Origin of the sequence: Pseudomonas sp. EA_65y_Pfl2_P78 (assembly GCF_963970495.1) — a bacterium.
Classification (GTDB): Bacteria; Pseudomonadota; Gammaproteobacteria; order Pseudomonadales; family Pseudomonadaceae; genus Aquipseudomonas; species Aquipseudomonas baetica_A.
Genome location: NZ_CAXAON010000054.1, coordinates 1 through 15,160, shown reverse-complemented (window position 1 = coordinate 15,160; position 15,160 = coordinate 1). Strand labels below are relative to the sequence as shown.

The following is a 15,160-nucleotide window of genomic DNA, read 5'->3' as shown; positions in this document are numbered from 1 at the left end:
GGTCTGGCCAGACAAGAAACTGGGAGCCGATGGGCACTGTGATGTTGAACCCGGATCGGCAGCAGCAGACCGAGAAAAGAGCGGCATAGTTAGACGGCGACGCGACAACAACCTTGAAAAACGCCGCCGACGACAAAGCCGTTGTCGCCAACAGTCACAGCAATTCGCTGCGGCTGCCCATTAATAGTTAACTCATAAATTGGACGCCCAGCTCCAGAGCCTTGATAACCAACGAGCTTACCCTCAGAAACCGCCTTCATTACCACGCCCGCAATCTGAGCCTCAGACACGCCCATCTGAGCGAATTGGCTACCATGCTCCTCAATAATGTGCTGCAACCCGGCTTTTGAGTTTCCAGTCTCTAGGAATACAACTTTCCCGCTAGAACTGCGAGTCGTTGCAATGACATTTTCTGGGGTAAATTTCACACCATTAGCAGTTAACTCATCAAGCAAAGATGTGTTCAGCGTGCCTTTTGGACCTGTCGCTGCCGGCCCAACGACTGCGGCAATCTCCTCAGCCGTTAGCTTAGCCCCAGTTTTCGCCTCAATCTCCATCAAACTGCGGAGATCACTCAGTTCCTTGGTTGCTGCCCCTCCTGCTGCGATCCCCAACCCGGCGGGAAGTGCCTCCGACATCCCTGCATCAGCGGCCCAGATCGTGACTTCGTTAGCGCACAACACTGGGTTGGCTGCGCAGGTAGCTGCACCTCTCGTGGCCAACTGCCCAAGTAAAGCAATCGCTTCTGGCGCAAGAGCAATAATCCCCGCTGCAGCCAACAATTTCACAGCATTGGCCGGATCCCCTTTCGGAAGGTGGTCGAGGGACGCTCGCGTCCTGGCATTGGTCGAGTCGGCGATATTGCTATGGAGGAATTGATCTGGGAACAAACGGGGACAGACCACGTTTTAACTAGATGGTCGATTTTTTGGCCGTCCCGGGCTCCCTCGCTGCACGCGACGACCGATCATTGCCTCGACATCAACAGCAAACTTTGAACCGCCAAAAACATTATTTCCATTGGTCGCGTCACGAATCTGGTCAACCAACTCTGACTCTAAGTCATTTTTGAACAGTTCGCGGTAAGCATCTGCCGGCTGCCCGCCCTGCACTCCAAGCGCCAAATATTGAGCATGAGGGGTAACAATGTGTGATCGCTCTGATTGTGCGTTAAAACGGTAACTTGACCAGCGATATTCTGCCGGATGATTTACCATTTTCGCTCTGACGGGATTCATTTCGATGTAACGATAACAGCACAACAAATATCGTTCACTCTCAACAAGGCATGAACGAAACCGGCCTTCCCACAAACTTCCGCTGCGACTATACGTACGATTTATATATTGGACGTATCGCTGCCCGACACCTTTCATCAGCAGGCTTGCGCTGTTGGAATTATGAGGACTGACTAACAAATGAACGTGATTGCTCATTAAGCACCACGCATGAATATCACAATCATTTTTAGAAGCCTGCTCGACCAAAAGCTCCAAATAAAAAAGGTAATCTTCCTCGGTAAAAAAACAGACAGATCTATTGTTTCCTCGCTGAATCAAGTGCAATGGTACGCCTGGTATCAAAACTCGGGGTCTACGCGGCATCGATGAATCCTTTCAATTGGTCGAACTGAAAGCTTAGCGGGCCGCAAGGTACAAATGACGGCAAATTTTTACCTATTGTTGCAGTGAATTACGTTAAACGTGGTCTGTCCCCCTTTACCCACTCTGTGCAAAAATCGGATGGCTTGCATGGGTTCGGTTTCTTGTATTTGTGTGGTGCAAACCAAGTTGCCGACTCATGCAGGCCTCTTCAATATTCCAACTTCTTGATTTTCTGTAAGAAAAATCGGGGATCCCTCAGGGTCTGTCCCCATTTATCCGTTTTTATCTTCGTCAATTGCCTCGCGCCGAAACGGGCGCAAAATCGGGACAGACCAAGTGCCTCAGAATACTTTATAAATGTGGCCTGTCCCGTTTTCATCAGTTCCTTAGAAGATTTTATAAACGTTGTCTATTACCGCTCCCCTTTAACCCTCAATCTTTCTCGCACCTAGTAACGAATCCACTTTCCGGTCGGGATTAATTCCGGGCCATCAGGATCAAGTAAGTAAAGCCATTCTGGATCGTGCCCTACCGTACCGATTAAAACACCTAGTGAATTTGGATGCTCGGGCATCGCACCTGAATGTATGGCACCTATATAACTGCCTTTACCATAAGGATTATGCAATTGAAAACGTAATGCACCATCAGCATTGTAGATCGCAGCATTGTGAGGAACCCCGAAGAACCAAGGTGTTTCAGAAAAGTCAAACCTAGATGGCTCTTCATTAAACACGACCAGCACTCCAGTCCGATCTGGCAGTATGCATGGGATGCCTGCAGCAGAAAACAAAACTTCCGAACCGTTATCAGAAACTATGTATCTTCTTATCTTTACAACCTTACTCACACGCACATATTTAACTTGCGCCATTTCAACTTCAAACTCAGTCCTACGCCCATGCCAATCGTAAAAACTCTCAAAAATTGTTCCATCAGCATGCACCACTTCATTTCTTATACGCGCAACTAGATCAATCATTTCAACAGCCTCAAACTATCAATATCAATATTATAAAACTCAGGATTTGTACGAGGGGTTTTATCCATAAAATTAACTTGATGTGCTCCACCAGCGAGACGCTTCTCTTGCTTGGCATCCCACATATCACCCGCAGTCCCTTCACGAACGCCTACACCCGGTTTCACCGTAAATTCGACCTTGTACAAATTCCCGGTTTTAAATTCGGTAGAAATAGCCAGTTTATTTCTAACGTCTTCCATTGAGTTCACTGGAGAATCTGTTGCCCATCCGCCTAAGAAAGATGCAGGATTTTGCTCCTTTAATTCACTACTCTTTATAGCGTCGTATTGCCTTTGATCGATTACCATGGTCATCGTTCGTGGCTGATCCAAAACCTTATCGGTGACGACTGTCCCCTCCTTCCACGCCGGTCGTTGCGTTCCCCAGTATGGAGGATCTATTCCACCTGACTGCTGTTTCAGAAGCAGATCATTCGCAGTCTTCTCACCATCGACACGCGGAAGACCATCACGGTCTGTCACCTGTCCTGCGTTGATGTTCTCCGCACGATGCTCCATTCCCGGAACAAAGTCACGCTGCGCAGACAACCCAAAACCCTCCGCATCGCGGGTAGCATTTAGTTCAACGTCAGAGACTTTCGAGGTGTTTCCAGTGAGGCCGCTCTCCTTCTTACCGCTCGAAACCAGAACCGAAGCCCCTGTCCCCTCAAAGTATTTCCCCGCCCCCTTCAGCAGTGCAATTTCCATTGCCGTCTTAGCGGCTTCCGTTCCGTAGTCGCGAAGCGGGTTCACGTCGCCGGGGTAGGTCGCGCTGCTAAAAGAGTCAAGTACTTTGCTTCCCTGGGTGTAGTCATAGGGCGCAAACAACTGCCCCGTGGCCTGCCACCCATCAGCGAACGATGCTGCACCTCCCAGCCCGGACAACGCCGGAATCGCGCATCCAACAGCGGTTACACAAGCCGGGCTTGACGCTATGGCGCCTCCAAACCCTGCGGCAGCCCCTATGGCGCCCAGTACCGCTCGACTGGCATTTGCCGAGTGCCGGAGGTCCTTGTCGTTGCGCAACAAGTCGTCGTTGACCTGGTCCCACTTAGAATACTCGTCGAAGGCCCCGGTAGCGAAAAGCGTACTTTGTGCATCCTTGAAACCTTTCCCGTCCGCCTCCAATGCTTTGATGAATTTGTAATTCGGATCATCGGGGGGTACCGAGTCACTGCAATGAACCAAGGCACAAGCCGCTGCTTTAAATTCATAGGCTTTATCAGGGTTCTCTTTTTGCAGCTTCTCCAGTGCCAAGGTTTCTTTTTGATGAAGCTGGCGGTTGTACTCGTCAGCCATCAAAGCAACCCACGATGCCTTGTTGACGTCTCCGCCGGCCAGTCCTGCAGCTGTCAAACCGACAATCTGGGAAAATGCCTGGCGTAGCTGAGGTTGGGTGTCGAACGTGGAGTTGAGCACACCTGCCATCGCTTGACTCGCACCTGCAGCCATCGCGCCGGTTTTGAAATCCCCACCAGTTGCACTGGAAATCGCTCCCCCCATCAACGCATGCAACGCAGTGCGAGCGACACCCCCTTCGGCCCACATCGCCATTCCGGTCGTATCACCCGCATTGTGTGCTGCCTGCCAGTGATCTTGGGCGTAGCCCCCGACAAAGTTGAACGCGGTGGCGGCGGCCACATTGCCTGCCTGAGAAATCAGCCCATCCTTCAGGTTCTCACTGTAACTCCCCCCGCCAATTACTGTTTTTATGGCCCCGCCTGCGAGTCCCTGCGCACCCGCATGAACAGCGAAACCACCGATACCTTGGAGAGTGTTTAGGTCAAATCCTTTTGTTAGGTTGTTGAACGGTACCGTGTGGCCGCCGAGTTGTGGATCGATCACGCCTTGTGTAAAGCCGGTCGTAACACCCGCGATCGCAGCATTCTTCAGGCTGTCCTTACTGAAGGTCTCCTTGACAGCGGCGCCGAGATTTCCTTTGTTATTAATAGTGCTGACTGCTGCAGTGCTGGCCAAGGACGTCAATACGGCAGAGGCCATTACATTGCCTAATCCGGCGGCGACGGTTGAACCGACAGCAGCACCACCTGCCACCGCCGAAGCGGTTGCCGTACCTGCTGCGGCCATGGCAGTCCCTGATCCCGCTGTCGCACCTGCGACGCTTCCCACAGCCGCACTCGCGGCTCCAGCTGTCAGCACAGTGATGATGATAATGATCACCAACATCGCGCCCTGACCGAGACTTGAGTTGCTGTATTTGAACGACTCGTGAACCTCCTTCACTCGCCGCCAGTCAACAACCCCGCGCGCCTCAGCATCCTTCAACCACGCCAGTTGCGGATCAGCCTTGACCATAGCGTCGATGGTCTGGCTCACGGACTCCTGATTGACATCCTTGATATCAATCTTCAGCCCATCAACGGCCTTGATCACGATGTTGCCCTTGGCAATCATTTGGGTCTGGCGCAAGGTTTCGTCGGTATTGCCACGGCCTTTGGAGGAGACCCACGCGGCACTGTTGTTGGTCTTGGTATGGCTCTCATCATGCAGATCCTTCACCCCTTCAAAGGTGATGGAGCCGCCGCTGTCGAGAACGATGTCCTTGCCGCTGTCGAGCTTGGCCACTTGATAGAGCTGGTCACCCTTGCTGACGAGCGAAAGGTTGCCACCGGTCTTGATCTCGCTACCCACGTGGGTGACCTGGGTGACTTCGTCGCGCTTGAGTTTCAGGCTGCCGAAGCCGCCCTTCTCTTTCATGTCATAGAGGGTGTAGTCCTTGTTCTGCGCGGCCAGCAGGTTCAAATCATTGCCGGCGTAGACGTAGGCTTCATTGCCTGCGCTGATCTTGCTTGCGACCAGCGTGGTGTCGCGTCCGGAACTGGTTTTCACGTCGCCGCCCGCGATGAACTCGGCGGCTTTCTGGACGGTGTGGTTGTCTTCTTCGTGGACGCGTTTCTTGCCATCCTTGCTATGGGTTTCGACATTGTTTTCGTCGCCGGCCGAGGACATGTAAATGTCGCGCTTGGCGTCAACGTTGAGGTTACCTTTGGCTTCGGCGGTGCTGGCGACGACGTTGATGTCGCGGCCGGCATCGAGCTTCAGATTGCCGCCGCTTTTCACCGTCGACGCAAGGTTTTCCACGGTGGTGGTGACGACCGACCGATGGCCGCCATTGAACACTTCGTGCAGTTCGTTTTCGTTGCGCGTCGCCAGCAAGTTGATGTCACGGGTGGCGCTCAGGCTGGCGTCGCCGCCGCTGCTGATGGATGACGAGTTGACCAGATCCTGGCCGGACTTGATGGTCAGGCTGTCGCGCGCGGTGATGTTGCCGCCGTCATCGACCAGCGTGCGCATCCCGTTGCCGTCACGCACAGCGACAGCGGTTCGATCGTTGACGATGTCGCCCTTGAGGCTGGTGAGGCTGACCTGATTGCCGCGAATCTCGCCGGCCAAGGCATTGCGAATGCTGTCGGTGGCCATGAGCGTGATGCGCTCATTGGCTTCGACCAGACCGCCCTGATAGAGGCTGCCCTTGACGTCGACGGAGACGTCTTTGCTGGCGCTCAAGGTTCCGACGTTGACCAGGTCATTGCCGGCGAGCAGTTCCAGATCGCGGCCCTGAATCAGGCTGCCGCCGCGCACGTTGCGCGATTCGGCCTGTGCCAGATAGAGCACCGGCACCAGCACTTTCTGGCCGTCGACGATGCGTTCTTCCATCCAGACGATGTCGTGGGTCAGTGCGGCAACCTGCGCGGAGGTCAGGCTGACGCCGACCGACAGGTTCAGTTCGTTCTTGCTGGCGAGCGCGTTATCCATCAGATAACGGAATTGCTCGTAGTCGTTTTCCAGGCCGCCAGCGAGGAAACGCTGGCCCGTCTGGGCCATGACTGCGTCGCTGATCAAGCGCGATTCGTAGCGACCGTCGCCGAGGCGACGAGCTGCTTCATCTGTGCTGAAGTTGAGTTTGCCGAGCAGATAGTCGGAACTCATGAACGCCGCGGTCTGGGTCAGCTCCGGGTTGGTTTCGATCAGGTAACGGCTCTGCGGATTCGTGCTCTGCACGAACATGCCATATGGGCCTTTCGGCAGACGGAACGTCGAGGAAGCCGTCGGATCGACCGCCGCAAAAGGTACACCCTTAAAGTCGACCGGGACGAAGCTGATCTGCTTCACGCCGTCGGCATCGACACGTTCGATGCGGGTTACATTTTTCGCTGCCTGGGTGCTGGCGTCAGTGCTGTGCTTACCCAGATTGATGTTGATACCACCGACCACGGAGGTCTGATCGCTGGACAATGACCCGGTCAGTTGCCCATAGGTGTTTTCGTACAGCGTACCGTTCTGAATGCTGTTGGTGACATCCAGTTTGACTTTGCCACCAGCCTGAAGCACCGCCGAGTAGACGTTGTTGCCGTTTTCATTCCAGGTGGTGACGTCGCTGGTCTGAGCGAATCGGGAGTCGCTGGAGCGACTGACCAATTCTTCGAAACGTGCCTCGTCGAAATCGCCTGCCGCTGTGGCGGCATTGAACGCCGGGATGTCCATGAACTCCATCTGATCCCAGAGGCTGTTATCGATGTGTCCCGGCGTGCCGATCTGCACCACCCGATGGCCCGAGCGCGAGACCGCTCCCTGATTCAACAGGCTGTCGGCAGTCACCGTCAGGTCGCCGTTGGCCGCCAGCAGGCTGTAGCGGTTTTCCACTTGATTGGCGTGGATGTTGAAGTTTTTTCCGGCGACGAATCGTGCCGCGCGCGAGTCCTTGAGGACTTGATCGTTGAAGTCAGTGGTAATGGTGATATAGCCGCGTTTCCAGCCGTCATGGCCACCGCAATGCTGGGCGCACACCCAGCTCAAGCTGCCAGATGATTGCCCCGAGGTCATCTCGAATTCTGCCTTGGCGTTTTCCACCGAGACAGCATTGATGTCGATATCACCCTCACCTTCGACGGTGCCCGACAGGTTGCTGAACAACGCGGCACGACCGCCGCCCACAGCGTCGAAGCTCAGGTTGCCGCGGCTGTAGATGTCACCGTAGAAATTGTTGAGGCTGTTGCCGTGCAGCTTCATCGTGCCGCCGCTGAACAGCAGGGTGTCGGCGTCGTTGTAGATGCCGTTGGCAGCGGTGAACTCAAGATTGCCTTGGGCGCCGAGGGTGCCTTTGTTGTTGATGCGTGCTGCCGTCACCGTGAGGTTCTGGTTGGCGATCAGACGACCGAGGTTGTCGAGCGTGCCGCGCAGGGTCAGTGCGGTATCGCCCCCGCTGACCAGTCGCCCGTCCTGTTGAATCAAGTCGTTGGCGCTGATGGTGAGCTTCTTTTGCGCCGATACCCGACCACTGTTGAGCAGATTGCCCGTCAGGGTCAGCGTCAGATCGCCGTCGCTGAGCAGTTGTCCGGCGTTGGTCAGGTTGGCGACCTGAAGGCTCATTGCCGAAGCACTGGCGATGCGGTCACTGGCATTGAGGTTCAGATCCTGAGCGCTGGTGTAGGTCAGGCCGCCGTTGAGTTGCCAGGTGCCGACACCATTGACCGAACCGACATCCCACACGCCTTTGCCCAGTCCGGTGAGGCTGCCCTGGGTGCCGGTCAGATTGCTCAGATCCAGATCGAAGACACCCTGCGCGGCGTGACGCACGCTGCCGCTGAGGTTATTGAGTTGGCCGCCGGCGAGTGTCAGATCCTGGCTGCCGATCTCTATAACGCCGCTCTGGTTGTTCAGGTTGCCGGTCAGTTTGATCTGACTGGAGGCGCCGCCGAGTGCGCGAATCTGGCCGCCGGCACTGTTGTTCAACTGGCCGCTGGCGAGTTGCAGATGGGTCGCCGATTCGATCAGGCCACCCTGGTTGAGAATCTGGCTGACCGCTTCGAGCGCCAATCGATTGCCGCTGATCTCGCCGCCGGTGTTGTCCAGACTGTCGCCAAAGAATACCAACTGATCCTTGGCGAACATCTTGCCGGCCCGGTTGGTCAGGCGAGTGACGGTCAATTTCAGATCACCCAACAGGCTGGAGATCAATCCGGCCTTGCCGTTAACCGCGCTGTTATCGAGGTCGGCGCTGGTGATCTCCAATGTGTCGGCTTGCAGCGTGCCGCCCTGGTTCTGAAGGGTTCCGCTACCCAGAGCCAGTTCGGCATGACTGCCATTGGCGAAGATCACGCCTTGCTGGTTCAGCAGGGTTTTGCCGGTAATTTTCAGGCCATCACTGCCCGCGATGATCTGGCCGGCAGCGTTGTTGTTGATCGAGATGCTGGTGATGTCCAGTCGCTTGCCGCGCAGGGTGCCGCCACGGTTATCCAGCTCGGTGAGCTGATCGAGCAGCAGACGCTGTTCAGCGGCATCGACCACGCCAGTGACGTTGCTGAAGACACCACTGATTTTCAGTGCGACATCACCGCCGTTGCCGACAATGCCACCGTTGTCATTGTTGTTCAGTTGCGTGGCAGTCACGTCGATGGCTTGGCCAAGCAGGACACCGGCGCTGTTGTCGACGGCATCACTTTCGATGTGCAGGTCGGCATCGCTCTGGATCCGGCCTTTGACGTTGAGCAGTTGCGACTGGCCAGGAGCAGCTCGTTTGAGGATCAACCGCGCACCGTCAACACCTGCTGCCAACAGACCGTTATCGCTGTTATCGAGGCTGGCCGCGTGCAGGTCCAGACCATCACTGATCATGCGCCCGCCACGGTTGTCGACGTGGCCGTTTTCAGCCATCACCAGCAATTGCTGTGCGGCGACGACACCGCCACGGTTATCGAGCGAAGCGGCATGAATAGCCACATCACCCTGGCTGGCTTGCAACCGACCCAACGCGTTGTTCAGGTGCTGCTGGACCATCAGCGTAAGCTTGCCGCTTTGCGCGCTGAGGGTGCCGTCGTTGTTGCCGGTGAGGTTGGCCAGTTGCGCGTCAACTACGCCGCCCAGCAATTTGCCGGCCGAGTTCTGCAAATCGCGAGCGGTAACGTTCAGGCGATCATTGCCCTGAATCAGCCCCTGACTGTTGTCCAGGTCTTCGCTGGTGACCACGCTGTCATCGGACGAAAGGGTGCCTTGGGTATTGTCGAGTGTGCCGCGACTGTTCACTTCGAGGGTTTGGCCGATCAGGCTGGCATTACGATTATTGATGCTCTGAGCCGCGACGGTCAGGCGACCCGATGCCTGAATTTTGCCGTCGTGGTTATCCAGATCCTGCTCCAGTGTCAGCTCGGCAGCACCGTTTTCAGCACTGACGACACCTTTTTCGCTGTTATCCAGTCGTGCGGCAGTGACCAGAATCCGGTCAGCCGCGAGCGTTCCGCCATGGTTGAGCAATTCGCCGCCGGACACCGCCAGCGTGGTCTTCGCCTGGATTTTGCCTTGTGCGTTGTCCAGCCGCTCTCGGGCGACAACCTTGGCATCGCTCTGACCGGCGCCGATCAGGCCACGGGTGTTGTCAACTTGCCGGGCATCGATATCCAGGCGTCCGGCAACGATTTTGCCGTCAGCGTTCTGCACATCCCGGGCATTGAGCTTGAGACTGCCGCCAGCGATTTCGATACGGCCCAGACGGTTGTCGAGGCTGTCGACCGACAGCGTCGCAGCCTGACCATCGGCAAAGCGGATCAGGCCCTTGAGATTGACGATGGCCGGCGCGCTGAGTGCCAGACGGGTTTCACCATAAATACGCGCGTTGACGCCCTGATTCACCAGCCGGGCAGCGCTCACCGTGACGTTTTTCGCCTGGACGATGCCATTCTGGTTATCCAATACACCGGTGGCCGCAGCGCTCAGGGAACGACTGGCCAACAGGCTGCCAGTGTTGCTCACCGCAGCACCATTGACGGTCAGATCACCTGTGGTATTGCGAGTGTTGTCGGCGTTCACCCCGGCTTCGATCACACCACTGTTGGTCAGTTTGCCGCCGCTGCTCAGGCGTACAGAATCGCGGGCGACAAGGCTTTGGCGGTTGACCAGTTGTTCAGCGGTCTGCACCGCCAGTTGCGTTCCAGCGTAAACCGGCCCTTGGGCATCAAGACCTCTGGACTTGATATCAATGGCACTGCTGGCAGTGACTTTGGCCATGCTCAACTGACCGTTGGCATCGATCTGGATGTCACCGGCGCTGGCGGCAAGATCGCCCGCCAGCTTCACACCTACGCCCTGCTCCGTGCCCACCAGTTTGATCGCGCCGGCATACATGCCACCGAGCGCAGAAGAGTCGATGGCCAGTTGCGGCTTGGCGCTGCCATCGTCAGCCCGCGCGGTGGCGTTGAGAGTGTCGGCATTGACGTCATTGCGGCCGGTGGTGATGTTCAGGCGTTTGGCATGAATCTGCGCATTGATCCGCGCACTGCGGGTGATGATTTCAAAGCTGTCGACGTTGCTCGCATCCAGACCGGTGCCGTCGATGGACACACTGCCCTGGTCCACCTGAAAACGATCCAGTCGACCGTTATCAAGCACCGGTTTGCCGGTGGTCAGGGTCACCCGCGGCGTGTTGATGAACCCACAGCCGTTGCAACTGATGCCGTAAGGGTTGGCGACGATGACACGCGCCGACTGCCCTGCCACTTCGGTGTAACCGCGCAGTTGACTCGGGCTGCCACCGTTGACTTCGTTGAGGATGGTTTGTGCGGCAGCCCCGCGCAAATTCGGGTTGCCTAGAATGATGCCGCCCATTTGCGTCAGTTGTGTGCGCGCCGTGGCGTTGTTGAGGATGACGCCTTCAGCACCGACGTTGTAATCATGAAACTGGTTGTGCGACAGCCCCGTCGCATTGGGCGCGGCGATATTGACGATGGGCACGCCGTTGCCGGCACGATCAAGGGTTGTGCCAGGCGCGTTGACTACGATCCCATCCGCCCGCGCCCAGATCGGTTGCCAGAACATGACGTTTGCCAACAGGAACGCGAGGCCGCGCTTGGGCATGCCCAGAAAGCGTTCGTGGTGTTTTACGACAGCAGAAGGCTGACCGGCCAGGTAGGCCAATTGACGGATGTCCATGTCAGAATCTCGGGGCGGGCGAAAATTAAAGGAAAAAATCCAGGCGGAAATAGATCGGTGCTTCACGCTCGGTCAGCACATCGGGGCGTTCCAGCGAGTGCGCAAACGTCACGCTGGCGGCGACGTGCTCGCCACGGGCGAACAGTTCCAGCGAGTTGCTCGACATGCGCCCGTGCTGATTACCGTTGTAGCGATCGCCGCGGATCACGCCCTGGTCATAACCCAGACTGGTGCCGTATTCAGCGAACACCGGGCGCAACCATTCGGCGGTCACCGGACGTGCCCAGCGCAAATCGTTACGCCAGTAACCGCCGCTGTCGCCCGACAAGGATTGATCCTTGTAACCACGGATCGACGACGAGCCGCCAAGGCTGGTGCGCTGGGAGCTGAACAGCACGTCTTCGCTGCGCTGGCCGGTCATCAGGCTGCTGAACGTTAAGGACTCGCCCCACACTTTGAAGGGCTGCAAGTAGCTCAGGGTGGCGGTGTATTTGCGGTAGCGCGCGTTCGGTTCGCCGGGGCCTGGATCGTGGCTGCCCTGCGCATCGAACGCGCCGATGCCTTCCTGCATGCCGGCGTCGAAGTTGACGAACGCACTGCCGACACGGCGGCCGTGGTTGAAGCCGAACTGCGCTTCGCTGATGCGGTTGCTGCTCAGCTTGAGCTTGCTGTCTTCGATGTAGGCGTTGGTGCGCAGGTAGGACAAACCGGCGTTGAGCGAGGTCTTGCTGACAGCGTCGCGGTGGATCACTCGCTCGGCGCGGATCTGATGGTTTTCGCTGTCACCGGTCTGCTTGAAGTTGTAGCCGTTGGCGGCGATCTGCGAGCGGTATTCGCTCTGGCTGTAGGTGTAACTGAAGTTCCACCAGCCCCATGGCAGGTTGTAATTGAGCACGGCGTTTCTGGAGGTGTGCTGGTGATCGGTCATCGCATCGTGACCGCCGCGCAGGCTCAACTGATCGGCCAGGCCCAACGGGCTGTCCCAGTCGAACGTCGTGCCCCACTGCTGTTCGCCGGTGCTGCGCTGGCCGTCGTTATTGCGCGACAGCCCGACACGCCAGGGTTTCTGCGGGGTGTTGGTCACCAGCACCGTGCTGCCACCCACGTTCTTGCCTGGCGCCAGTTCCATTTTTGCCTGATTGGACGGCAGGCGATTGAGCTGATCGACCATCTGCTCGATCTCGCGCAGGTTGACCTGTTCGCCCGACTTGCCGGGGAATGCCATGGCCAGTTCGCGCTCCGACAGCTTGCTGTTCTCGGCGCCCTTCATGCCTTCGAGCTTGCCTTCGACCACCAGCACCTTCAGATGGCCGCCGGACAGATCCTGCTGCGGCAGGTACGCGCGGCTGGTGACCAGACCTTTCTCAATGTAATGGTCAGTGATGACTTTGAGCAGCTCGTTGAGCTGTGGCACACCGAGGCATTCGCCGATGTAGGGGTTGAGCAGGCGTGCCTTGTCGCGCTCGGACAGGCTGTCGGCGCCCTTGAGTTCGACATCCTTGATCGGGAAGCAACGGGTGTCGCTGGGCGCTGCGGGTTGGGCAGGTTTGGCGTCCTTGCCGGGCAGATCCTTGAGTTCTTCGAGACGCCGCTGCTGCTCTTCGAGCAGACGGTTCTGGCGGTCGCGGATCAGGTCGGTTTCACCGGGTGTGGGTGCAGCAAAAGCGGTTTGGAGCGCGGACAGGCACAGCAAAGCTACGCACAACCTCGCCGCGAGGGCGGGTGGGTACATGTTCGATCCCTCGAGACGGAAAGTGATATCAAAATAGTGGCTAGATGTTAGATGGCCATCATTTTGACGTCAAACATAAGTTGAAACAATTTTTCGGAGCTTGTCGCCGATCTGTCGGATTCGATAATCGAGCACTTGCGTACAAGTCCCCCTTGAGCTTTACGCCGATAGTGAACGCTGCCATCACGGCATCCATTCGCCACGTAAGGAGTTCCCATGAGCACATTCACCACGCAAGACGGCACCGCGATCTATTACAAGGACTGGGGCAGCGGCAAGCCTGTTCTGTTCAGCCACGGCTGGCCGCTGGATGCCGACATGTGGGAATACCAGATGGAATACCTGAGCAGCCGCGGCTACCGCACCATCGCCTTCGACCGCCGCGGTTTTGGCCGCTCGGATCAGCCATGGACCGGTTACGACTACGACACCTTCGCCGATGACATCGCGCAATTGATCAATCACCTCGATCTGCGTGAAGTCACGCTGGTGGGCTTCTCCATGGGCGGTGGCGATGTCAGCCGCTACATCGCCCGTCACGGCAGCGAGCGGGTTGCCGGCCTGGTGCTGCTGGGCGCGGTGACGCCGCTGTTCGGCCAGAAAGCCGATTTCCCGCAGGGCGTCGACAAGTCGGTATTTGACGGTATCAAGGCGGGCCTGCTGCAAGATCGCGCGCAGTTCATCGCCGATTTCGCCGCACCGTTCTATGGCACCAATCAAGGTCAGAACGTCTCTGACGGCGTGCTCACGCAAACCCTGAATGTCGCCCTGCTGGCCTCGCTCAAAGGCACCCTGGATTGCGTCACGGCATTCTCGGAAACCGACTTCCGTCCAGACATGGCCAAGATCGATGTACCGACCTTGGTGATCCATGGCGACGGTGATCAGATCGTGCCATTCGACATCACCGGCAAACAGTCTGCCGCGCAAATCAAGGGTGCCGAACTTAAGGTCTACGAGGGTGCGCCGCATGGCTTTGCGGTGACTCATGCGCAAGCGTTGAACGAGGATTTGTTGGCGTTCCTGGGCCGCTGAGAGCCGGCCCGTCTGCCTTTCGCCAAGGCGTAAAAAAGCCCGCCAGACTTTTGCCTGGCGGGCTTTCAGTTGATCAGCGAGCGCTGAGTTCGATCCACTGCGGCTCAGTCGCTTCCATCTGGCGTTTAGCGCGGTACGTCAACGCCGACATCACTATGAAACCAAGCAGTATCAGGACCGGATACGCCATCAACAATTCAGAAAGAGAGTACTTCCAGGCCAGCGGACGCCCGACCCCCAGCATGGCGGCATACATCCATGACACTGCCGAGAGCGAGCCGCAGAACAGTGCGAGCATTCTTGCGCTGAACCCGAGATGGAGCAGCGAGCCAGCCTTCTGTAACGCCGGCAGCACCAGGCGATGCAACAAGACGCCGTTGTAGCTCAACATCACAACGATGATCACTTTGGCTTGCAGCTTTGGATTCATAAAGTAATCCATGCCTTTATCCAGATAATCGATACCGACGACCGCCATACCGGTCAGCCACAAGCCTATGAGGGCAAACACCACCGACTTCTGCAGTTTCTCCATATGAGCATTGTCATGTTCAGAGGGTATTTTTTGTTTTAACAGGTCACTCACCATCGCAACATCACTGGTCAACACAAGCCCCATTGCCACACAACACGCCACCAAATGAACATATATGACACCCAGGCGCAGAAACTCCATGAATTCTTTTTGCTCAAACAGGCCCCCGGTGTCAGGATAGTTGTCGCCTCTCCGGTTTTTCCAAAAAAAGCATATCGGGGGCGGAAAGAGACTGGTCGTGCCGTACTACTCACCTGAACGCAGAGCCGCATTACTTAAGATGCTGCT

7 protein-coding genes are annotated in these 15,160 nt (G+C 56.9%); 1 reads left to right on the top strand and 6 read right to left on the bottom strand.

The annotated features are described in order from the left end of the window. Nucleotides 1-89 precede the first annotated feature (89 nt). The 5 genes from AACY02_RS25085 to AACY02_RS25065 form a co-directional block, all read right to left on the bottom strand. Entirely contained in the window at nt 90-890 is an 801-nt protein-coding gene (locus AACY02_RS25085; RefSeq protein WP_339434236.1) for a hypothetical protein, read from the bottom strand. Between the two features lie 18 nt (nt 891-908). Then, the gene (locus AACY02_RS25080; protein ID WP_339434235.1) at nt 909-1,604 is read right to left on the bottom strand and encodes a transposase; all 696 of its coding nucleotides are present in this window, start codon (nt 1,602-1,604) and stop codon (nt 909-911) included. A 448-nt stretch (nt 1,605-2,052) separates the two neighbouring features. Beyond that, a complete protein-coding gene (locus AACY02_RS25075; RefSeq protein ID WP_339434234.1) occupies nt 2,053-2,586 on the bottom strand; it encodes a hypothetical protein in 534 nt (177 codons plus the stop codon). Then, a complete protein-coding gene (locus AACY02_RS25070; RefSeq protein ID WP_339434233.1) occupies nt 2,583-11,570 on the bottom strand; it encodes a two-partner secretion domain-containing protein in 8,988 nt (2,995 codons plus the stop codon). Before AACY02_RS25070 ends, AACY02_RS25075 begins: the two co-directional genes overlap by 4 nt. Nucleotides 11,571-11,595: 25 nt before the next feature. Further along, a complete protein-coding gene (locus AACY02_RS25065) occupies nt 11,596-13,302 on the bottom strand; it encodes a ShlB/FhaC/HecB family hemolysin secretion/activation protein (RefSeq protein ID WP_339434232.1) in 1,707 nt (568 codons plus the stop codon). Nucleotides 13,303-13,518: 216 nt separating this feature from the next. Between AACY02_RS25065 and AACY02_RS25060 the strand changes: the two genes are divergently transcribed. Continuing rightward, complete coding sequence (locus AACY02_RS25060; RefSeq protein ID WP_339434231.1) at nt 13,519-14,337, top strand: alpha/beta fold hydrolase; 819 nt, start codon at nt 13,519-13,521, stop codon at nt 14,335-14,337. Nucleotides 14,338-14,410: 73 nt separating this feature from the next. On the opposite strand, the gene AACY02_RS25055 is transcribed toward AACY02_RS25060, so the two are convergent. Then, nucleotides 14,411-15,013, bottom strand: coding sequence for a hypothetical protein (locus AACY02_RS25055; RefSeq protein WP_339434230.1), 603 nt, complete (start codon nt 15,011-15,013; stop codon nt 14,411-14,413). Nucleotides 15,014-15,160 lie beyond the last annotated feature (147 nt).